At 73.7% G+C, this 18,583-nt stretch carries 23 protein-coding genes; 8 read left to right on the plus strand and 15 right to left on the minus strand.

What is annotated here, in order from left to right; all coding sequences use genetic code 11:
- Nucleotides 1–73: 73 nt before the first annotated feature.
- Both B5M43_RS01070 and B5M43_RS01075 read right to left on the minus strand, forming a co-directional pair.
- Entirely contained in the window at nt 74–325 is a 252-nt protein-coding gene (locus B5M43_RS01070; RefSeq protein WP_055989351.1) for a type B 50S ribosomal protein L31, read from the minus strand.
- 92 nt (nt 326–417) lie between these two features.
- The gene (locus tag B5M43_RS01075) at nt 418–1,200 is read right to left on the minus strand and encodes an ABC transporter ATP-binding protein (RefSeq protein WP_134744954.1); all 783 of its coding nucleotides are present in this window, start codon (nt 1,198–1,200) and stop codon (nt 418–420) included.
- 92 nt (nt 1,201–1,292) lie between these two features.
- On the opposite strand from B5M43_RS01075, the gene serB reads away from it, so the two are divergent.
- The 4 genes from serB to B5M43_RS01095 all read left to right on the plus strand — a co-directional run bounded on the left by serB (nt 1,293) and on the right by B5M43_RS01095 (nt 3,807).
- Nucleotides 1,293–1,928, plus strand: a complete 636-nt coding sequence (serB, locus tag B5M43_RS01080) for a phosphoserine phosphatase SerB (RefSeq protein WP_055989357.1) — start codon at nt 1,293–1,295, stop codon at nt 1,926–1,928.
- Nucleotides 1,929–1,998: 70 nt separating this feature from the next.
- Complete coding sequence (locus B5M43_RS01085) at nt 1,999–2,697, plus strand: alpha/beta fold hydrolase (RefSeq protein ID WP_134744955.1); 699 nt, start codon at nt 1,999–2,001, stop codon at nt 2,695–2,697.
- Between the two features lie 41 nt (nt 2,698–2,738).
- Entirely contained in the window at nt 2,739–3,380 is a 642-nt protein-coding gene (locus tag B5M43_RS01090; protein WP_055989360.1) for a trimeric intracellular cation channel family protein, read from the plus strand.
- Nucleotides 3,370–3,807 (plus strand): SRPBCC family protein, encoded by a 438-nt coding sequence (locus tag B5M43_RS01095; RefSeq protein ID WP_134744956.1) that lies wholly within the window; start codon nt 3,370–3,372, stop codon nt 3,805–3,807. Before B5M43_RS01090 ends, B5M43_RS01095 begins: the two co-directional genes overlap by 11 nt.
- Here B5M43_RS01095 and B5M43_RS01100 read toward each other — a convergent pair.
- Nucleotides 3,801–4,511 (minus strand): beta-ketoacyl-ACP reductase, encoded by a 711-nt coding sequence (locus tag B5M43_RS01100; protein WP_055989363.1) that lies wholly within the window; start codon nt 4,509–4,511, stop codon nt 3,801–3,803. The two genes, B5M43_RS01095 and B5M43_RS01100, sit on opposite strands and share 7 nt — an antisense overlap.
- Nucleotides 4,512–4,677: 166 nt before the next feature.
- On the opposite strand from B5M43_RS01100, the gene B5M43_RS01105 reads away from it, so the two are divergent.
- The 3 genes from B5M43_RS01105 to B5M43_RS01115 are packed head-to-tail and all read left to right on the plus strand — an operon-like array spanning nt 4,678 to nt 6,208.
- Nucleotides 4,678–5,124 (plus strand): DUF3099 domain-containing protein, encoded by a 447-nt coding sequence (locus B5M43_RS01105; protein WP_230667495.1) that lies wholly within the window; start codon nt 4,678–4,680, stop codon nt 5,122–5,124.
- On the plus strand, nt 5,121–5,357 hold the full coding sequence (locus tag B5M43_RS01110; protein ID WP_055989366.1) for a hypothetical protein: 237 nt from the start codon (nt 5,121–5,123) through the stop codon (nt 5,355–5,357). The genes B5M43_RS01105 and B5M43_RS01110 overlap by 4 nt, the downstream gene beginning before the upstream one ends.
- Nucleotides 5,354–6,208 (plus strand): SURF1 family protein, encoded by an 855-nt coding sequence (locus B5M43_RS01115; protein WP_134744957.1) that lies wholly within the window; start codon nt 5,354–5,356, stop codon nt 6,206–6,208. The genes B5M43_RS01110 and B5M43_RS01115 overlap by 4 nt, the downstream gene beginning before the upstream one ends.
- Before the next feature lie 12 nt (nt 6,209–6,220).
- On the opposite strand, the gene B5M43_RS01120 is transcribed toward B5M43_RS01115, so the two are convergent.
- The 5 genes from B5M43_RS01120 to B5M43_RS01140 all read right to left on the minus strand — a co-directional run bounded on the left by B5M43_RS01120 (nt 6,221) and on the right by B5M43_RS01140 (nt 10,162).
- Nucleotides 6,221–7,819 (minus strand): ABC-F family ATP-binding cassette domain-containing protein, encoded by a 1,599-nt coding sequence (locus B5M43_RS01120; RefSeq protein ID WP_134744958.1) that lies wholly within the window; start codon nt 7,817–7,819, stop codon nt 6,221–6,223.
- A 109-nt stretch (nt 7,820–7,928) separates the two neighbouring features.
- On the minus strand, nt 7,929–8,285 hold the full coding sequence (locus B5M43_RS01125; RefSeq protein ID WP_134744959.1) for a CHY zinc finger protein: 357 nt from the start codon (nt 8,283–8,285) through the stop codon (nt 7,929–7,931).
- The gene (locus B5M43_RS01130; protein WP_134744960.1) at nt 8,282–8,875 is read right to left on the minus strand and encodes an energy-coupling factor transporter transmembrane protein EcfT; all 594 of its coding nucleotides are present in this window, start codon (nt 8,873–8,875) and stop codon (nt 8,282–8,284) included. Before B5M43_RS01130 ends, B5M43_RS01125 begins: the two co-directional genes overlap by 4 nt.
- Nucleotides 8,872–9,582 (minus strand): energy-coupling factor ABC transporter ATP-binding protein, encoded by a 711-nt coding sequence (locus B5M43_RS01135; RefSeq protein ID WP_134744961.1) that lies wholly within the window; start codon nt 9,580–9,582, stop codon nt 8,872–8,874. The genes B5M43_RS01130 and B5M43_RS01135 overlap by 4 nt, the downstream gene beginning before the upstream one ends.
- A complete protein-coding gene (locus B5M43_RS01140; protein ID WP_055989383.1) occupies nt 9,575–10,162 on the minus strand; it encodes a biotin transporter BioY in 588 nt (195 codons plus the stop codon). Before B5M43_RS01140 ends, B5M43_RS01135 begins: the two co-directional genes overlap by 8 nt.
- Nucleotides 10,163–10,270: 108 nt before the next feature.
- Between B5M43_RS01140 and B5M43_RS01145 the strand changes: the two genes are divergently transcribed.
- Nucleotides 10,271–10,879, plus strand: a complete 609-nt coding sequence (locus B5M43_RS01145; RefSeq protein ID WP_134744962.1) for a TetR family transcriptional regulator — start codon at nt 10,271–10,273, stop codon at nt 10,877–10,879.
- A gap of 86 nt (nt 10,880–10,965) precedes the next feature.
- Here the strand turns inward: B5M43_RS01145 and B5M43_RS01150 are convergent, their stop codons facing one another.
- The 7 genes from B5M43_RS01150 to B5M43_RS01180 are packed head-to-tail and all read right to left on the minus strand — an operon-like array spanning nt 10,966 to nt 18,491.
- Nucleotides 10,966–11,994 (minus strand): ABC transporter substrate-binding protein, encoded by a 1,029-nt coding sequence (locus B5M43_RS01150; protein ID WP_134744963.1) that lies wholly within the window; start codon nt 11,992–11,994, stop codon nt 10,966–10,968.
- A 49-nt stretch (nt 11,995–12,043) separates the two neighbouring features.
- A complete protein-coding gene (locus B5M43_RS01155; RefSeq protein ID WP_167626738.1) occupies nt 12,044–12,883 on the minus strand; it encodes an ABC transporter ATP-binding protein in 840 nt (279 codons plus the stop codon).
- Nucleotides 12,880–13,923: an iron chelate uptake ABC transporter family permease subunit gene (locus tag B5M43_RS01160; RefSeq protein WP_134744964.1), complete on the minus strand. Its 1,044-nt coding sequence runs from the start codon at nt 13,921–13,923 to the stop codon at nt 12,880–12,882. Before B5M43_RS01160 ends, B5M43_RS01155 begins: the two co-directional genes overlap by 4 nt.
- On the minus strand, nt 13,920–14,918 hold the full coding sequence (locus B5M43_RS01165) for an iron ABC transporter permease (RefSeq protein ID WP_134744965.1): 999 nt from the start codon (nt 14,916–14,918) through the stop codon (nt 13,920–13,922). Before B5M43_RS01165 ends, B5M43_RS01160 begins: the two co-directional genes overlap by 4 nt.
- Complete coding sequence (locus B5M43_RS15250; RefSeq protein ID WP_055989392.1) at nt 14,915–15,886, minus strand: siderophore-interacting protein; 972 nt, start codon at nt 15,884–15,886, stop codon at nt 14,915–14,917. The genes B5M43_RS01165 and B5M43_RS15250 overlap by 4 nt, the downstream gene beginning before the upstream one ends.
- A gap of 35 nt (nt 15,887–15,921) precedes the next feature.
- Nucleotides 15,922–17,340, minus strand: a complete 1,419-nt coding sequence (locus B5M43_RS01175) for an MFS transporter (RefSeq protein ID WP_134744966.1) — start codon at nt 17,338–17,340, stop codon at nt 15,922–15,924.
- The gene (locus tag B5M43_RS01180) at nt 17,337–18,491 is read right to left on the minus strand and encodes a MalY/PatB family protein (RefSeq protein WP_055989395.1); all 1,155 of its coding nucleotides are present in this window, start codon (nt 18,489–18,491) and stop codon (nt 17,337–17,339) included. Before B5M43_RS01180 ends, B5M43_RS01175 begins: the two co-directional genes overlap by 4 nt.
- Nucleotides 18,492–18,583 lie beyond the last annotated feature (92 nt).

The following is an 18,583-nucleotide window of genomic DNA, read 5'->3' on the forward strand; positions in this document are numbered from 1 at the left end:
TTCGGAGCGCGCGTCGGCACCCGGGAACGACGAAGGCCCCGCCGGAGCGGGGCCTTCGAGCGCGGAACGCGGCTTACTTGGAGCCGAAGTTCTTGAAGCGCTGGTTGAACTTCTCGACGCGGCCGGCCGAGTCCATGATGCGCTGCTTGCCCGTGTAGAACGGGTGCGACGCCGACGAGATCTCGACATCGATGACCGGGTACTCGACGCCGTCGAGGTCGATGGTCTTGTCGCTGGTCACGGTCGAACGGGTGAGGAAGGTCTCGCCCGAACCGAGGTCGCGGAACACGACCGCCTTGTACTCGGGGTGGATGTCAGTCTTCATGGGGGTCCTTGCCAAGAGAGTTTGAAAAGTCTTCCGGTGCTTGGGCACCAGCGACCCACTCTACCAGAAGAGCCGGCCGAGCGGGGACCGGATCAGGCGCCGCGCGCCGCGTAGCGGCCGCCGTCCTGCGTCATGGCGATCGGCAGCCCGAACGTCTCGCTCAGGTTCTCGGAGGTCAGCGTCTCGGCGATCGGCCCGGCCGCGACGGCCTTGCCGTCGCGCAGCAGCAGGACGTGCGTGAATCCGGCCGGGATCTCCTCGACGTGGTGCGTCACCATCACGAGGGCGGGCGTCACGGGGGACTGCGCGTACGCGCTCAGCAGGCCGATGAGGACCTCGCGCGAGCCGAGGTCGAGGCTCGCGGTGGGCTCGTCGAGCAGCAGCAGCTCGGGGTCGGTCATGATCGCGCGGGCGACCTGCACGCGCTTCTGCTCGCCCTCGCTCAGCGTGCCGAACGTGCGGTCGGCCAGGTGGTCGAGGTGCCACTCGCGCAGCACGCGCAGCGCGCGGCGCTCGTCGATGTTCTCGTACTCCTCGTTCCAGCGGCCGAGCACCGAGTACGCCGCGGTCAGCACCGCGTTGATCACGGTCTCGTCGGCCGGGATGCGGCGCGCCAGCGCCTGCGAGGCGAAGCCGATGCGGGGGCGCAGCTCGAACACGTCGGTGTGCCCCAGGCGCTCGTCGAGGATCTCGACGGTGCCCGACGTGGGGTGGACCATCGTGTCCGCCATCTGGAGCAGCGTGGTCTTGCCGGCGCCGTTCGGGCCCAGGATCACCCACCGCTCGTCGTCGTTCACGGTCCACGTCAGTCCGTCCACGATGTTCCGGCCTTCTCGGCGGACCACGACGTCTTCGAAGGAGAGCACAGCGGGCATGCGGCCAGCCTACCCACTCGCCCGCGGCCTCCCCGCCGGACGCGCGGGGCCGCGCGGCCGATGGGCGCCTCCGCGGCCCGGTACGCTCGGAGATCGTGACCGCGCGCTTCCTGGTCGTGCTCGACGCCGACTCCACCCTCATCCGCAACGAGGTGATCGAGCTGATCGCCGACGAGGCCGGCCGCGGCGCCGAGGTCGCCGCGGCGACCGAGGCCGCCATGCGGGGCGAGGTGGACTTCGCCCAGAGCCTGCGCTCGCGCGTCCGCGAGCTCGCCGGCGTGCCCGTCGCCTCGTTCGCGCACGTGCGCGGCCGCGTCGAGCCCACGCCCGGCGTGACCGACCTGATCGACGCCGTGCACGCGCGCGGCGGCCTCGTGGGCGTGGTGTCGGGCGGCTTCCACGAGATCCTCGACGACGTGGCCCCCGCGCTCGGGGTGGACTTCTGGCGCGCCAATCGCCTCGTGGCGGCCGACGGCGCGCTCACGGGAGAGGTCGACGGCCCGATCGTCGACGCCGCTGCCAAGGCCGAGTGGATGCTCCGCTGGGCCGAGGAGCACGGCGTCCCCCGCGCCCGCACCATCGCGATCGGCGACGGCGCCAACGACCTCCTGATGCTCAGCGCCGCGGGCCTCGGCCTCGCGTTCAACGCCAAGCCCGCCGTGCGCCTGTCGGCCCCGCTCGTGATCGGGCCGGTCGACCTCGCGCAGGTCGTGCCGCTGCTCCCCTGACCGCGATCGTCCCGGGGCGTCATCCGCGCCGCCTGGCCCGATGTCGGCGGCCCGGCGTAGCGTGCGGAGCATGGCAGAGATCATCCTGATCCCCGGGCTCTGGCTCGACGCGTCCTCGTGGGACGACGTCGTGCCCGGGCTGGAGGGCGCCGGTCACCGCGTTCACGCGCTGACCCTGCCGGGCGTCGGCGCCCCGGCATCCGAGTCCGCGGACCTCGGCATCGACGACTGGGTCGACGCCGTGGTCGAGCGCATCGACTCGATCGAGGGACCTGTCGTGGTCGTGGGCCACTCGGGCGGCGGCAACGTCGCGTGGGGCGCCGCCGACCGGCGCCCGGACCGGATCGCCCGCGTGGTGCTCGTCGACACGATGCCCCCGCCCGACGACGCCGGCATCTCGGAGTTCCCCGTGGTCGACGGGGTCGTGCCGTTCCCCGGCTGGGACTTCTTCGACGACGAGGACGTCGACGACCTCGACGCCGCCACGCGGGAGCGCACGGCCGGGCTCACGCGCTCCGTGCCGACGAAGGTGCCGACCGACGGCATCCGGCTCGCGGACGACCGCCGCTTCGACGTCCCCGTCACGGTGCTCTCCGGCAAGCTCGACGAGCAGAGCCTGCGCGCGATGATGTCGGACTGGCCCGCGTGGGGCGCGACGCTCGATCGCATCCGGAGCTTCGAGGTGGTCACGCTCGGCACGGGCCACTGGCCGCAGTTCTCCAAGCCGGGCGCCCTCGCGGAAGCGATCGCCGCCGCTGTCCGCGAGTAGGCCGTCGCGGGGCGCGGCCGCGCCGGTGCTTGGATGGTGGCATGACCCTCGCTCTGGTGCTGGACCTCCTCGGCACCTTCTTCTTCGCGATGTCCGGCTGTCTGCTGGCCGCGCGGAGCCGCTTCGACATCATCGGCTCGCTGTTCCTGGGCTCGCTCGCGGGGCTCGGCGGCGGGGTCATCCGGGATCTCGTCCTCGGGAACGTGCCCAACGCGTTCGCCAACCCCTGGTACCTCGCGCCGCCCCTGCTCGCGGCCCTCGTGGTCTACTTCCTGCACGCGTGGGTCGAGCGCCTGCATCGCCCGCTGCTGATCCTCGACGCGGGCGGGCTCGCGCTGTTCTGCGTCACCGGCACCGTGACGGCGCTGCACGCGGGGATGAACCCGGTCGCCTCGGCGCTGCTCGGCGTGACAACCGCCGTGGGAGGCGGGCTGCTGCGCGACGTCGTGGCGAACCGCGTGCCGCAGCTGTTCAACCGCGACGACCTGTACGCCGTGCCCGCCATGATCGGCTCGGTCCTGGCGACCGTCCTGTGGCTCACCGGGCTGTACGGCATCGTGACCGCCGTCGCGGTGGCGCTGGTGGTGTTCGCCTTCCGTGTCGTGTCGCTGCACTTCGGCTGGCACATCCCCCACGCGGCGCCCGTCGCGCCGCCTTCCCGAGAGGACCCTCATGGCCGTTGACGTGCGCGTCGAGACCGTGATCGCCCGGCCCGTGGCGGAGGTCGCCGCGTACGCGGCGGACCCGTCGCACGCGCCGGAGTGGTACGCGAACATCCGCAGCGTCGAATGGCGCACGGATCCGGTACTCGTCGAGGGCGCCGAGATGGACTTCGTCGCGCGGTTCCTGGGCCGCCGGCTCGCCTACACGTACCGCGTGGCCACCTACCGTCCCGAGCGACTGCTGGTGATGCGCACGGCCGAGGGGCCGTTCCCGATGGAGACCGCCTACACGTGGGAGCCGGCGCCCGGCGGGACGCGGATGACGCTGCGCAACACGGGCGAGCCCGCCGGCTTCGCGCGCATCGCCGCCCCCGTGATGGAGGCGGCGATGCGGCGCGCGACCCGGGCCGACCTGGCCCGGCTGAAGGGGATCCTCGAGGGTCAGTGACCCATGCCGAGACCGCCGTCGACGGGGATGACCGCGCCCGAGATGTACGCGGAGTCGTCGGACGCCAGCCACGTCACGGCGGCGGCGACCTCGGCGGCGCTGCCGTACCGGCCCGCGGGGATGGCCTTGCGGTACTCGGCCTGCGTCTCCTCGGGCAGCTCCGCGGTCATGTCCGTCTCGATGAAGCCCGGCGCCACGACGTTCGCGGTGATGCCGCGCGCGCCGAGTTCGCGCGTCAGCGAGCGGGCGAAGCCGACGAGGGCGCTCTTGGACGACGCGTAGTTGACCTGGCCGGCCGAGCCGTAGAGCCCGACGACGCTGGAGATCAGGATGACGCGGCCGAAGCGCGCCTTGAGCATGCCCTTCGAGGCGCGCTTGACCACGCGGAACGCGCCGCCGAGGTTCGTCGCGATGACGCTGTCGAAGTCGTCCTCGCTCATCCGCATCAGCAGCGTGTCCTTGGTGATGCCGGCGTTGGCCACCACGATCTCGACCGGACCGAGCTGCTGCTCGACCTCGGTGAACGCGGCGTCGATCGCCGCGGCGTCGGTGACGTCGGCGCGCACGGTGAGCGTCCCCTCGGGGCCCTCGCCGCTGCGGGCCGTGACCGCGACGCGGTACCCCTCCTGGACGAAGCGCTCGGCGATCGCGCGGCCGATGCCGCGGTTGCCGCCTGTGACGAGGACGACGCGTTCACTGCTCACGGTGGGTGACTCTCTCTGCTCGGGGTCCCCGACGGATCGGGTCCGGTCGGGCGGTCCGGCGCTGATCCGGGGCCGCACGCCAGCCTATTGTGCGGCGGGTGGCGATGCCGAGGCGACCCGCTCGGGGGCCGCCCGATCGGGCGCGGAAGCGTAGGCTGGAATGATCGTGAAGACCCCCAGGAAAGACGCCTCCGCCGCCCAGTCGGCGACGTCGCTGCCGCTCGCTCCGGCCGACGACGCGGGCGACCGCGTGCGCAACTACCTGATCACGATGGGCATCCGCATCGTGTGCCTGTGCCTCGCGGCGTTCGTCACGCCGCACAGCTGGTACACGTTCGTCTTCGCCGCCGGCGCGATCTTCCTGCCGTACTTCGCGGTGGTCGGCGCGAACGCCGCCAGCGGCCGCCACGTCGCCGACGCCGTGCGCCTCGACGCCCCGGCGATCGACGCCGCGCGGCCCGCGGAGCCGGACGCCGACGCCCCGGCGGCGCCCACCGTCATCACGATCGCCGAGTCCCCCGCGCCGCGCCCCGAGCCCGCTCCACCCGTCGGCGACGAGGCCCGCGACGGCGGAGCCGACGACACCGGGCCGGCGGACCCGGACCGCGCATGATCGGCCTGGATCCCCAGATCCCCACGTGCTCGCGCGCCGGCTGCCCCGAGCCCGCCACGTGGACGATCCGCTGGCGCAATCCGCGGATCCACACCGGGGACCGCCGCAAGACCTGGCTCGCGTGCGACGCCCACGTCGGCTACCTGCGCGACTTCCTGGCCGCGCGCGACTTCCCCCTCGAGGTGGCCGCGGGCGTGGTCCCGGACGGCGCGTCCGCGGAGGACCGCGCATGAGCAAGCCCGAGGTCATGCGGTCGACCGCCGCACGCTGGAGCGTGTACGCGCTGATCGCGGTCGCGTTCGCGGTCGCGTGCGGGTTCCTCTCCCACTGGCAGTTCGAGCGCAACGAGGCCCGCGCCGCGATGCTCGAGCTGGTCGACGCCAACTACGACGCCGCGCCCGTCCCCGTGGAGCAGGTCCTGGACCGGGGATACGCGCCGTCCGACGAGTGGCACCCGGTCACGCTGACGGGCCGGTACCTGACCGAGGATCAGCTCCTCGTCCGCAACCGCGCACAGGGCGGCACGAGCGCGTTCGAGGTGCTGGTGCCGTTCCAGCTGGCCGACGGCCGCATCGTGGCGATCGACCGCGGCTGGGTGCCGCCGGGCGAGGACGCCGTGCCGGATGCCGTCCCGGCGCCGCCCGCGGGCGACGTCACCGTGGTCGCGCGCGTCCGTCCGGGCGAGCCGCTCCCGTCCTCGGGCCGCAGCGCGCCGGAGGGCCAGCTGCCGACGATCCACCTGCCGGCGGTCGCCGATCTGACCGGCCCGGAGACGGAGACCGCCTTCTACGGACTGATGGTGTCGGAGGATCCGGCGCCCGCCGATCGCCCGGCCGAGCTCAAGCCGCCGACCGAGGATCCCGGCCCGCACCTGTCGTACGCGATCCAGTGGATCCTGTTCGCGATCATGGGCTTCGGGTTCATCGCGTACATGATCCGCACCGAGATCCGCGCGCGCCGCGAGGACGCCGAGGACGACGACGAGGACGAGCTGCGGCGCGCGACCCCGACCCGCCGCGCGCGGACGCGCCGCCGCGATCGCGATGCGGACGAGGAGGACGCCCTCCTCGACGCCGGCCGCTGAGCGGCCGCGCCGCTACGCCAGCGTGATCAGGTCGAGGTAGGACCTGTTCCAGATGTCCTCGACGCCGTCCGGCAGCAGCAGGACGCGCTCGGGGTTGAGCGCCTCGACGGCGCCCTCGTCGTGCGAGACCAGCACGACCGCGCCCTCGTAATGCGCCAGCGCGCCGAGGATCTCCTCGCGCGAGGCGGGGTCGAGGTTGTTGGTCGGCTCGTCCAGCAGCAGCACGTTCGCGCTCGACACGACCAGCGTGGCGAGCGACAGGCGGGTCTTCTCGCCGCCCGACAGGACGCCCGCGGGCTTGTGGACGTCGTCGCCCGTGAACAGGAAGGATCCGAGCACCTTGCGCGCCTCGGTCTCGTTGAGGTTGGGCGCGGCCGAGACCATGTTCTCGAGCACCGACCGGTTCACGTCGAGGTTCTCGTGCTCCTGCGCGTAGTAGCCGATCTTGAGGCCGTGGCCGGGCTCGATCTGTCCCGTGTCGCTCTTGTCGACGCCGGCGAGGATGCGCAGCAGGGTCGTCTTTCCCGCGCCGTTGAGGCCGAGCACGACGACCTTGGAGCCGCGGTCGATCGCGAGATCCACGCCCGCGAAGATCTCCAGGGCGCCGTACGACTTCGACAGCGACTTCGCCATGAGGGGCGTCTTGCCGCACGGGGCGGGCTTCGGGAACCGGAGCTTGGCGACGCGATCCTCCTGTCGGACCTCCTCGAGACCCGACAGCAGCTTCTCGGCACGCGCGACCATCTGGTGCGCGGCGGCGGCCTTGGAGGCCTTGGCGCCGAAGCGCGCGGCCTGCTGCTGCAGCGCCGAGGCCTTCTTCTCCGCGTTGACGCGCTCCTTCTTGCGGCGCTCCTCGTCCGCGACGCGCTGGCGCTGGTAGTGCTTCCAGCCCATGTTGTAGATGTCGATGACCTGGCGGTTGGCGTCGAGGTAGAAGACGCGGTTGACGGTCTCCTCCACGAGCTCCACGTCGTGGCTGATGACGATCAGCCCGCCCTTGTAGGACTTCAGGAACTCGCGCAGCCACACGACGCTGTCGGCGTCGAGGTGGTTGGTCGGCTCGTCCAGGATCATCGAGTCGGCGTCCGAGAACAGGATGCGCGCGAGCTCGATGCGGCGCCGCTGACCGCCCGAGAGGGTCTTGAGCGGCTGGTCCAGGATGCGGTCGGGCAGCGACAGGTTGTGCGCGATCGAGGCGGCCTCGGCCTCCGCCGCGTAGCCGCCCAGGGACTCGAAGCGCTCCGTGAAGTGCGCGTAGCGCTTCATGGCCTTCGCGGCGACCTTCTCGTCGTCCGAGGCCATCGCCACCGACGCCTCCTGCATGCCGAGCGCGAGCGATCCGAGCCCGCGGGCATCGAGGATGCGCGTGCGCGCGAGCTGCTCCGGGTCGCCGCTGCGCGGGTCCTGCGGCAGGTAGCCGAGCTCGCCCGAGCGGTCCACCCGGCCGTTGGCGGGGATCAGGTCGCCCGCGAGCACCTTCGTGAGCGTCGTCTTGCCGGCGCCGTTGCGGCCCACGAGGCCGACCTTGTCGCCGGGACCGACGCGGAACGAGACGTCCGACATGAGCATGCGTGCGCCGACGCGGATCTCGAGGTCGTGCACGGCGAGCACAGCGGACGTCCAATCGCAGGTGGGGATGTCTCCGGAACGGAGCGAGGGCCCGGCTGGGCCAGCCTCCCAGTATAGGTTCGCGCCCCTGGGCGTCCGCCCGCGGGCGGCGTCAGACCTGCGGGGTGTCGAAGTAGAGGTGGTGGTGCCGCCGGCACCCGGGGTTGAACGCGCCGCCGCAGTGCGCGCACGCGCATGTCGCGACGTACTCACGGATCGACGACGTTCGTCCGCAGCGGCCGCACAGCAGCGCCTGGGTCTCCCGCTCCCCCGCGCCCCACGGGCGGGCGGCATGATCGGCCGTCTCCTCGTGGCACGCGTGGCACGGGTACCAGCGGCCGCAGCACGGGAACAGGATGGCCAGCACGTCGAGCTCGGTCGCATAGTGCGCGCAGCGGGTCTGCTCGTCGACCGGCAGGCCGTGGACGACGTGCGCGCCGACGCGGACGGACGCCCGCGGCACCGTCATGCGATCCCCCGCGCGGACAGCGCGTCGGCGACGTCGTCCGCGTGCCGGAGCGACATCACCAGCAGCGGGACGACCGCGCGGAATCCGAGGCGCACACCACGGGCGCGCTGGGCCTCCCGGATGCGCCGCAGGAAGTCCGCGATGACCGGCACCAGCGCGATCGTCAGCGACAGCGTGAACGCGACGCGCCACGGGTCCACGCCGAACCGGCGCAGCGGCGCCAGGACGGTCTGCAGCGCCTCGAGCAGGTCCGACGTGCGGGTCGTGATCGTGAGGAGCGCCGCCAGCAGCACGACCGCGGCGATCCGCACGGTGGTGATGTACGCCTCCAGCGGCCCGGAGAACACGAGCTGCATGACCGCGACGAAGGCCACGATCCAGCGGATCGCCCACACCTGCCGCAGCCACTCCAGCGGCCCGAAGCCCGCGAGCGCGAACAGCCCGAACACCGCGGCGAGCGTCACGGTGGCGGTGACGGCCGTGTGCGGCCACACCGACGCGGCGACCGCGAGCACGGCGCCGAGCGCGAGCTTCGCCCCCGCGGGCATCCGGTGCAGAGGGCTGCTCCCCGGCCGGTACAGGGAGATCACGCGAACTCCAGGCGGTACCGGTCGACGATCGCGGCCGGATCGCCGACCTCCGCGAGGCGGCCGTCCGCGAACCGCACGACCACGTCGCACCGAGCCGCCAGGTCGAGGTCGTGCGTCACGACGACCACCTGCGCGTCGATCCCGCCCTCCTCGGGCGGAGACACCAGCAGATCGGCCATCCGGCGCGCGTTGCCGAGGTCCAGCAGCGTGGTCGGCTCGTCCGCCACCACGAGCCGGGGCCCGCGGATGAGCACGGACACCAGGGCGAGCAGCTGCTTCTGGCCGCCCGACAGGCTGTACGCGGCGCGGTCGGCGAGCTCGGCGAGGCCGTGCCGCTCCAGCTGCGCCTGGACGCGCTCCGCGACCTCGGCCTTCCCCAGCCCCGCGCCCCGCAGCGACAGCGCCACGTCCTCGGCGACCGTGGGCATCAGGATCTGCGCATCCGGATTCGTGAAGACGAACCCCACGCGCTCCCGCAGCGCGCGCACGTCGCGCGCGGCATCGATCCCGTGCACCGTCACGGTGCCGCGGCTGGGCGCGACGAGGCCGTCCAGCAGCCGCGCGAACGTGGACTTGCCCGAGCCGTTCGCGCCGATCACGCCGATGCGTCGCTGGTCCAGGCGCACCGACACGTCCTCGAGGATGCGGTGCCCGTCGAGCTCGACGGCCACATCCTCGAGGACGATCGCATCGGATGCGTCAGGCATGCTGTGCGGCGGGCTTCGCCGCGGCTCCCGACTCGAACGCGCGCGGGTACGCGCGGTGCAGCGCCAGGGCGAGCACGGTCGCGAGCACCACCTTGACGAGGTCGCCCGGGATGAAGATGAGGCTGCCGACGGCCGCCTCGTGCAGCGGCATGCCGAGGATCGCGGCCTGCACCGGGATGCCGAGGGCGTACACCACGCCGATGCCGCCGACGAGCGCGCCGAGCGCCGTGCGCCACCACGAGATGCGCGCGGCGGACGACTTCGCGATCAGGCCCGCGACGACGGCGCCGGGCAGCCAGCCGATCAGGTATCCGGCCGAGGGGCCGGCGAAGACGCCGAGACCGCCGCGTCCGCCCGAGAGCACGGGCAGCCCGACGGCGACGAGCACGAGCACGATCCCGACGGCGATCGCGGCGCGCTTCGGGCCGAGCACGACGCCCGCGAGCATCACGCCGAGCGTCTGCAGCGTGATCGGCACGGGGCCGACGGGGATGGCGCCGGCGATGCCCAGCACGACGATGATCGCTGCGAAGACCGCGGCCCGGGCGAGATCGCGCCCTTCGAAACCCTTGACTGCCATGGGGACTCCTTCTCTGCGGCACGCGGCCGCCGGGGGTGGGGACGAGCGGCCGGGGGCGCCGCTTCCTGAACAGTGTTCACCTGAACGCCGTTCAGTATAGTGAGGATCATGGATGCCCGTGACGCACGCCCCGATCGGCACGGCTCCGACCGCAACAGCCGCGACGGCATCGTCGACGTCGCGTTGCAGCTCCTGGAGCAGACGGGCCTGCCGGACCTGTCCATGCGGCGGCTGGCCGGCGCGCTCGGCGTGCAGCCCAGCGCGCTGTACTGGCACTTCGAGAACAAGCAGTCGCTGCTGGCCGCGGTGGCCGACCGGATCGTGGGGTCGGCGGCGCCGGTCCCCCGCGGCGGAGACCGCGATGCCGAGGCGTCGGCGGTCGCCGGCGCCCTGCGCGACGCCCTCCTGGCGCACCGCGACGGGGCCGAGGTGGTGCTCAGCACGCAGGCCCTGGGCCTCGGGTCCGACGCGGCGCTCGACCGCCTGGCACAGGCGCTGAGCGAGACCGACGCGGCCGGCGAGGACGCCCGCAGCGCCGCGACGGTGCTGCTGCAGTTCATCCTCGGGCACGCGTCGCTCGTGCAGCAGCGCATCCAGGCGGCGCGGTTCGGCGCCTATCCCGCTGGCGAAGCGGAGGTCGCCGAGTCCACCGCGGCCGACTTCGCGCGCGGCATCCGCATGCTCCTCGCGGGGCTCGGGGCGCCGCTCCCCCGCTGACGTCCTTCCCCGACCCCGGGCCCGAACGCCGAGGCCGCCGCCGCATCCGGATCCGGATGACGGCGACGGCCCTCACGACGGAGCGACTACTCCGCGAGGCCCTCCTCGATGGCGGCGATGAAGTCGCCCATGCCCCACGTGAGCGACAGCGCGGTGGGCGGCGCGACCGAGGCGATCGCGGACTGGCCGATCACCTTCACGACCTCGCCCTCGGGCACCTGCGGCAGCAGCTGCCCCTGCTCCGACGCCAGGAACTCGTCGACCTCGGCCTCGGTGTCGCCGTAGATCAGCAGGACGTCGGCCTCGAGCTTGTCGAGCTGCTCGTAGCTGAGCGTGTAGTAGAACGTCGCCTCGCCCGTGTCGAGCTCGGTCACCGATTCGGCGCTCACGAAGCCCAGATCCTCGGCGAACTGCACGCGCGGGTCCGCGGGCAGGTACACGTAGAACGTCCCCGCGACGTTCCAGACCTCGGCGATCGAGAGGCCCTCGAACTCGGGGTGCGCGGCCGCCTGCTCGGCGATCGACGCGTCGATGTCGGCCAGCACCTGCTCGGCCTCGTCTGCCTGGCCGAGCGCCTCGCCGACGATGCTGATCACGTCGCGCCACGGCGTCGACCACGCCACCTCGGGGTACGCGACGACGTCCACGCCGGCGTCCGTGAGCTGCGTGTACTCCTCCTCCGTGATCCCGGAGTACGGGGCGAGGACGACGTCGGGCGCGGCCGCGAGCATCTCCTCGATGGGGAGCTGCCCCTCGGCGCCCGAGGTCAGCAGCGCGGGCGTCTCGGCGCCGAGCGCGTCGAGCTCCTCGGCGATCCACGGCAGGACGCCGTTCTCGTCGCCGCCGTACATCTCGGCCGGGATCGCCACGGGCACCTCGCCCAGGGCGAGCACCGCGTCGGCGGCGCCCCAGCCCCACGTCGCGATGCGCTCGGGGGCCTGCTCGATCACGGTCTCGCCGAACGCGTGCTCGATCGTGACGGGGAACGCGCCGTCGCCGCCGGCGGCGGGCGACTCGGAGGGGGCGGCCGCGTCGCCGGCGCAGCCGGTGAGCGCGAGCGCCAGGCCGGCCGCGGACGCGACGGCGGCCAGCGCCTTCGTGCGGGTGAGCTTCATGGTTTCCTTTCGGGACGGGACAGGCCGGGGTCGGGGTCGGTGGGGACGGTCAGGCCCGGTCGGGCGCGGAGTGCGCGCCGCCAGGCACCGGGATGACGAGCGGGGTCGCCGTCAGCGGGTCGGGGATCACGAGCGCCTCCAGCCCGAACGCGTCGGCGACCGTCTCGGCGGTCAGGACGTCGGCGGGCGCGCCGTGGGCGACGATCCGGCCGTCCTTCATGACGACGAGGTCGTCGGCGTAGCGCGCCGCGAGCCCGAGCTCGTGCAGCACGACCACGATGGTCGTGCCGCGGTCGCGGTTGAGACGCACCAGCAGGTCGAGCACCTCGATCTGGTGCGCCAGGTCGAGGAACGTCGTCGGCTCGTCCAGCAGCAGGATGCGCGGGTCCTGGGCGAGGGCCATCGCGATCCAGACCCGCTGGCGCTGACCGCCGGACAGCTCGCCGATCGACCGGTCCGCGAGCTCCGCGATGCCGGTCGCGGCCATCGCCTCGTCCACCGCGGCCGCGTCCTGCGCGGTCCAGCGGCCCATGAGGCCGCGGTGCGGGTGGCGCCCGCGTCCCACGAGCTCGGCGACCGTCAGCCCCTCGGGCGCGATCGGCTGCTGCGGGAGGATGCCGAGCTCTCGCGCGAGGCGGCGGCGCGGCACGGTGCGCACGTCCTCGTCGTCCAGCAGGACGGCGCCCTCCAGCGGCGCCTGGAGCCGGGCGAGGTGCGCGAGCAGAGTGGACTTGCCCGACGCGTTCGCGCCGATGATGACCGTGATGCGCCCGGGCGCGATCCGCAGGTCCAGGTCCTCGATCACCCGGCGGCCGGGGTACCCGGCGGCCAGGCCCCGCGCCGAGAGCCGCGGCGCGTCGGTGCCGGCTGCGATACGGGGTTCGGTCATGCGCGTCGTCCCTTCGACGAGGCCAGCAGCCAGAGGAGGTAGGGCGCGCCGACCGCGCCGGTGACGACGCCCACCGGGACCGAGTGCCCGGGGAACGCGTACTGCCCGACCAGGTCGGCGATCAGCAGGACGGAGCCGCCCGTGAGCGCGGCCGTCGGCAGCGCGAGCGCCCCGCGCCCGACGAGCGAGCGCGCGATCGGGGCGGCGCCGAGGGCCACGAAGCTCACGGGGCCGATGAAGGCCGCGGTCGACGCCGCAAGCAGCACGGCCACCACGACCGTGGCCGTGCGGACGACCACCGGATGCGCTCCGAGGCCGCGCACGAGCGGATCGCCGAGCTCGGTGAGCTGCAGCGGCCGCGCCAGCAGCGCCGCCGCCGCGGCGCCGAGCGCCAGCACGGCGCCGATCACGACCACCGGCTCCCACGTCGTCGCGCCGAGGCTCCCGGTGATCCACTTCAGGACGGTGCCCGCCTGGTCCTCCTGCGCGCGCTTGAGCAGGTAGCCGACGATCGACGCGCTCAGGAACGCGAACCCCACGCCCGCGAGCACCAGGCGGTACCCGCCGTCCGCGAGCGCGCGCGCCGCGAGCAGCAGCACGACGGCGACCGCGGCGGCGCCCGCGAACGCGCTGGCCGCGATGGCGGCGCCGGTCCATCCGGCCACGAGCGTGGCGTAGACGGCCCCGACGCTCGCGCCGCCGCTGATCCCGAGGAGGTCGGGGCTCGCGAGCGGGTTGCGCAGCAGCGTCTGGAACAGGGCGCCCGCCAGGCCGAGCGCGGCGCCGGCGAGCAGCGCGAGCGCGGCGCGCGGCATCCGCACCTGCCACACGATGTACCGCTCGATCTGCGTGCCGCCGCCGAACAGGGCCTGCAGCATGTCGCCGGGCGGCATCACGAAGTCGCCCAGCACGAGCGCCAGGCACAGGGCCGCGAAGGCCAGCGCGGCCAGGGCCGCCGCGACGGTCGTCGCGCGGCGCGCGGTCGTGCGGTGCACCGCCAGGAAGCCCGGAGCGCGCCCGGTCTGCGCGGGGGCGCTCACACCGTCGCCTGCTTCCGCTGCAGCACCAGCGCGAGCAGCGCCGGCACGCCGATGAACGCGACGACGAGGCCGGCCTCGATCTCGGACAGGAGGCGCCCCGCGACATCGGCGAGGATGACGAGCGCGGCGCCGAGCGGCGCGCTCGCGGCGACGATCCAGCGGTAGTCGCTGCCGACGACGCCGCGCACGACGTGCGGCACGACCAGTCCGACGAACATGAGCGGCCCGGCGACCGCGGTCGCCGATCCGCACAGCAGCACGGTCGCGACGAGCGCGATGGCGCGCGTCGAGCGGACGGAGTGACCGAGCCCGCGCGCGGTGTCGTCGCCGAGCGCCAGGAGGTTGAGCCCGCTCGCGACGACGGCCGCCATCGCGACGCCGAGCGCGATGGTCGGCAGCACGAGCGCGAGCGTGTCGAGCCCGCGTCCGGTGAGCGACCCCACCGACCAGAAGCGGAACGTGTTCAGCGCCGTGCTCGACGTGGAGAGGATGAACAGCATCACCGACGTGAGGCCCGCGGTCACGGCGGCGCCGGTCAGGGCGAGCTTGGCGGGACTCGCGCCGTCGGCGCCGGCCGAGCCGATCGCCCACGCCAGCGCGGCCGCGAGCGCCGCTCCGGCGAACGCGAACCAGACGTAGCCGGCCGGGTTCACGACCCCCAGCAGCGTGATGGCGAGCAGCACCGCGACGGACGCGCCGGCGTTCACGCCCAGCAGACCGGGGTCGACCAGCGGGTTGCGGGTGATGCCCTGCATGAGCGCGCCGGCCATGGCCAGCGCGAGCCCCGCGGCGAGGCCGATGAGGGTTCGCGGGAGTCGCTGGGTCACGACCACGACGTGGTCGTTGTCTCCGGGGTCGTAGGCCAGGAGGGCGTCGGCCACCGTCACGGGCGCGATCGCGCGCGTGCCGAAGGCGAGGCCCGCCAGCACGGCGAGGATCAGCAGCACCGCGGCGGCGGCGAGCAGGAGCAGCCCCCGGCGGGAGCGGGCGATCATCCGGTGCGCTCGGCGATGCCGCGACGCCAGTACCCCATGAAGGCGACCCGGCGCCGGTCGACGCCGTGGCCCGACACGAGCAGCCGCCGCAGCTGCTTGATCGTGGCGGCCTCGCCCGCGATCCACGCGTAGAACTCGCCGTCGCACGCCGCGTCCTCCTCGGGGCTGTCCCAGAGGATCTCGCGGTCGACGTCGACGTCGGCGAGCACCTGCGGGCGCGGCGCCGCCGCGCGCTCCAGGATGTCGCGGCTCTCGGCCGCCCATGCCGTGACGGCCTCGATGAGGCCCTCGCCGTGCTCGCGGTCCGGGCGTCCGCCATCCTGCTCGCGCACGATCCACCGCAGGTCGGCGTTCGCCGGCGGCCGGATGACGGCGGTGTCGGCGAGGCTCGGCACCTCGAGGAACACGTCCGCCGCGCGATCCGCGGGCAGGCTCTCCAGGATGCTGCCGACCGCCGGAACGGCCGTCTCGTCGCCCACGATGAGCAGGCGGGACGAGTTCGCGGGCTTGAAGTCGATGCCCACGCGCGAGAGGGGGCTGCGCTGGTCGGGGCCGACGACGACCAGCTGGTCGCCGACCCGCGCGGCCTCGGCCCACGAGCCGGCGGGGCCCGCGTCGTGGTGCACCACGAAGTCGACGGTGAGACGCCGGGCGTCCGGGTCGATCCTGCGCACGGTGTACGTGCGGAACGGATTGCGCTCGTGCTCCGCGAGGCCGCGCCAGCGGTCGTACCAGTCGCGGTGCGCCTGAGGGTCGTCCTCATGCTGTCCCACGTCGCACATCGAGCCGTCCGCGAACGGGAACAGCACCTTGATGCGCTGGTCCAGACCAGCGGTGCCGAAGTGCGCGAGGTCGTCGCCGCCGAACTCGATCCGCGCGAAGTGCGGGCTGAGGCGTTCCACGCGCGTCACCGTCGCCCGGTGCGGGCGATAGGCGGGCCGGACGTCGGTCGAGGCGAGAGTGGTCACGGTCGCCCAGCGTACTTCACTTAGGTAAGCCTTAGCTACTTGAGCTCGTGCGCGTGCCCCATCCGCAGGCCCGGGGCGAGGGCGAGGACGGCCAGCAGGGACGCGATCGCGAACACGACCGGGAAGCCGGCGCCGGTGCCGTGCAGGGCCGTGAACGCCAGTCCCATCACCGCGATGGTCGCGGACGCGCCGACCGAGTCGCTGATCTGCAGGGCGGACGAGTTGAACCCCTGGTCGGCGTTCGTCGAGTACGCGAGGGTCAGCACCGTCAGGCGCGGGTACATCAGCCCCATGCCGAACCCCGCGCACGACCAGAGCAGGATGGGCACGACCGGCGGGAGCGACAGGACGACCGTGATCGCGCAGGCAGCGGTCGCGATCAGCAGCAGCGCCACGCCGATCACGGCGATCCGGGTGTTCCCGATCCGGTCGCCGTGGCGGCCCGACACGTGCGAGCTGAGCGCCCACGCGATCGCCGCGGCGGTCAGCCCGAGGCCCGCCCACGCCGGCGAGAAGCCGAACCGGTCGATCAGCAGGTACGGCACGTAGACCTCGGCGCCGAACAGCGACCCGGCGATCAGGCCGCGCATCAGGATGACGCTCGGCAGCCCGCGTCCGATCCGCAGCGTGCGGCGCGGCAGCAGCGGCAGGATGGCCACGCCGATCACGGCCAGAGCGGCCGCGGCGGTCGCCCATCCCGCGGCGGGCGCGACGGATTCCGCGAGCTCCCCTGTGAGCCCCAGGGCGAGCGCCGCGGCAGCGACGACGACCGCGAACAGCAGCCGTCGCCCCACGCCGGGATCGTGCTCTCCCTCGCCGCCGTGGAGCCCGCGCAGGCGCGGCGCGATCATCGCGATCGCGACGACCGTGAGCGCCGCGAGGCCGGCGAACACCCAGCGCCAGTGCAGGTGCTCGGTGACGAGACCGGCGAGGAACGGGCCGACCAGCGACGGCACCACCCACGCGGCCGAGAACGCCGCCATGACCCGCCCGTGGAGCGCGGGCGCATACACGCGCGCGACCACCACGTACAGCGCCACGACCTGCGCCCCCGAGCCGAGCCCGGTGATGAGCCGCCCGAGCACCAGCAGCTCCATGGTCGGCGCGACGGCGTCGATCGCGAGGCCCGCGGTGAACAGCGCGACCGCCGTGTACAGCGGGAGGACGGGGCCCGACCGGTCCGACCAGGCCCCGGCGGCGACCATGCCGATCACGCCCGTCGCGAGCGTTCCGGAGAACGCGAGCGCGTAGAGCGCGTCGCCGTCGAGCGAGGCGCTCACGACGGGCATCACGGTCGTGAGGGCGAGCGAGGTCAGGGCGGCCAGGAAGATCAGGGACGTCGCGCCCACCGTGACCCACGCGACGGAGGGCTCCCACAGCGAGCGGGCGCGGGCGTCCCCGGGATGCGCGGCGACGGGGATGGGCCCGGTGAGCGTGCGGGGGTCGCCGCTCATGCGCGCAGCCGGCCGATGCGCTCGACGGCGTCGGCGAGGATCTCGGGGCTCGTGCCGAAGTTGATCCGCGCGTGGCCCCGTCCCTCGTCGCCGAACGTCGTGCCGGGATTGAGCGCCACGCGGGCCTCGCGCAGGATGCGGGCGGAAGGCTCGTCGCCCCAGCCCAGGCCTGCGAAGTCGACCCACGCGAGGAAGCCCGCGTCGCCGGGCGCGTACCGCGCCTCCGGCACGTGGTCCGCCAGCAGGTCGACCAGCAGCGCGCGGTTCAGATCGAGGCGCGCGAGGAGCGCGTCGAGCCACGGCTCGCCGCTCTCGTACGCCGCGCGGCCCGCGATCGCGCCGAAGATCGACGTGCGCCATTCGACCTCGTCGGGCAGCGCCCGCACGATGCGGGCGGGCTCGGCCGACGCCGTCACGATCTGCGCGCACTTCAGGCCCGCGAGGTTGAAGGCCTTGCTCGCGCTGGCGAGCGCGAAGCCGACCTCCGCCGCCGCGGGCGCGGCGTCGAGGAACGGCGTGAAGGTCGCGCCGGGCCGCGTCAGCGGCCAGTGGATCTCGTCGCTGACGATCCACGCGCCGCGGCGCTCGGCGATGCGCGCCAGCTCGGCGAGGGTCTCGCGCGAGTGGACGGTGCCGGTGGGATTGTGCGGGTTGCACAGCAGCATCGCCTTGGCGCCCGCGGCGAACGCGGCGTCGATCGCCTCGAGGTCGAGCTCCCAGCCCTCCCCCGCGCGCACGAGCGGCACCCGCACCGCCTCGGTGCGCGACTCCTCGTGCACGGCGAAGAACGGCGGGTAGACGGGCGGGGTCACGACCACGGCGTCGCCCGGCTCGGTGACCGCCCGGAGCAGCTCCGCCGCCCCCATCATGACGTCGCACGTGGTGCGGACCCGGCCGGGGTCGACGTCCCACCCGAGGCGGCGCGCGGCGAATCCGGCGAACGCCTCGGCGATCCCGTTGCCGTGCGCGGAGTATCCGGTGTCGCCGCGCTCCACCGCGGCGTGCAGCGCCTCGGCGACGGCGGGCGCGAGGGGGAAGTCCATCTCGGCGACGAACAGCGGCAGGACGTCCTCGGGGTACAGTGCCCATTTGGCGCTCGTCCGGGTGCGCAGCTGCTCGATCGGAAGGGCGTCCAAGGGGGTGGTGCTCACCCGATCGAGCCTAACCCCGCAGACGCGGAACGGGCCCGGAGCCGAAGCCCCGGGCCCGTTCATCGGGCCTCGCCACCGACCGTCGTGCGAGC

The sequence above is a fragment of the Microbacterium sp. MEC084 genome (genome assembly GCF_004514465.2).
Lineage (GTDB): Bacteria > Actinomycetota > Actinomycetes > Actinomycetales > Microbacteriaceae > Microbacterium.

Coding starts and splice junctions, on each gene's coding strand:
- B5M43_RS01150 (WP_134744963.1), bottom strand. CDS start 11,994: ATGAAGCTCACCCGCACGAAGGCGCTGGCCGCCGTCGCGTCCGCGGCC.
- B5M43_RS01165 (WP_134744965.1), bottom strand. CDS start 14,918: ATGATCGCCCGCTCCCGCCGGGGGCTGCTCCTGCTCGCCGCCGCCGCG.
- B5M43_RS01095 (WP_134744956.1), top strand. CDS start 3,370: ATGGCCGTTGACGTGCGCGTCGAGACCGTGATCGCCCGGCCCGTGGCG.
- B5M43_RS01075 (WP_134744954.1), bottom strand. CDS start 1,200: ATGCCCGCTGTGCTCTCCTTCGAAGACGTCGTGGTCCGCCGAGAAGGC.
- B5M43_RS01145 (WP_134744962.1), top strand. CDS start 10,271: ATGGATGCCCGTGACGCACGCCCCGATCGGCACGGCTCCGACCGCAAC.
- B5M43_RS01140 (WP_055989383.1), bottom strand. CDS start 10,162: ATGGCAGTCAAGGGTTTCGAAGGGCGCGATCTCGCCCGGGCCGCGGTC.
- B5M43_RS01155 (WP_167626738.1), bottom strand. CDS start 12,883: ATGACCGAACCCCGTATCGCAGCCGGCACCGACGCGCCGCGGCTCTCG.
- B5M43_RS01115 (WP_134744957.1), top strand. CDS start 5,354: ATGAGCAAGCCCGAGGTCATGCGGTCGACCGCCGCACGCTGGAGCGTG.
- B5M43_RS01125 (WP_134744959.1), bottom strand. CDS start 8,285: ATGACGGTGCCGCGGGCGTCCGTCCGCGTCGGCGCGCACGTCGTCCAC.
- B5M43_RS01135 (WP_134744961.1), bottom strand. CDS start 9,582: ATGCCTGACGCATCCGATGCGATCGTCCTCGAGGATGTGGCCGTCGAG.
- B5M43_RS01090 (WP_055989360.1), top strand. CDS start 2,739: ATGACCCTCGCTCTGGTGCTGGACCTCCTCGGCACCTTCTTCTTCGCG.
- B5M43_RS01175 (WP_134744966.1), bottom strand. CDS start 17,340: ATGAGCGGCGACCCCCGCACGCTCACCGGGCCCATCCCCGTCGCCGCG.
- B5M43_RS01070 (WP_055989351.1), bottom strand. CDS start 325: ATGAAGACTGACATCCACCCCGAGTACAAGGCGGTCGTGTTCCGCGAC.
- B5M43_RS01110 (WP_055989366.1), top strand. CDS start 5,121: ATGATCGGCCTGGATCCCCAGATCCCCACGTGCTCGCGCGCCGGCTGC.
- B5M43_RS01085 (WP_134744955.1), top strand. CDS start 1,999: ATGGCAGAGATCATCCTGATCCCCGGGCTCTGGCTCGACGCGTCCTCG.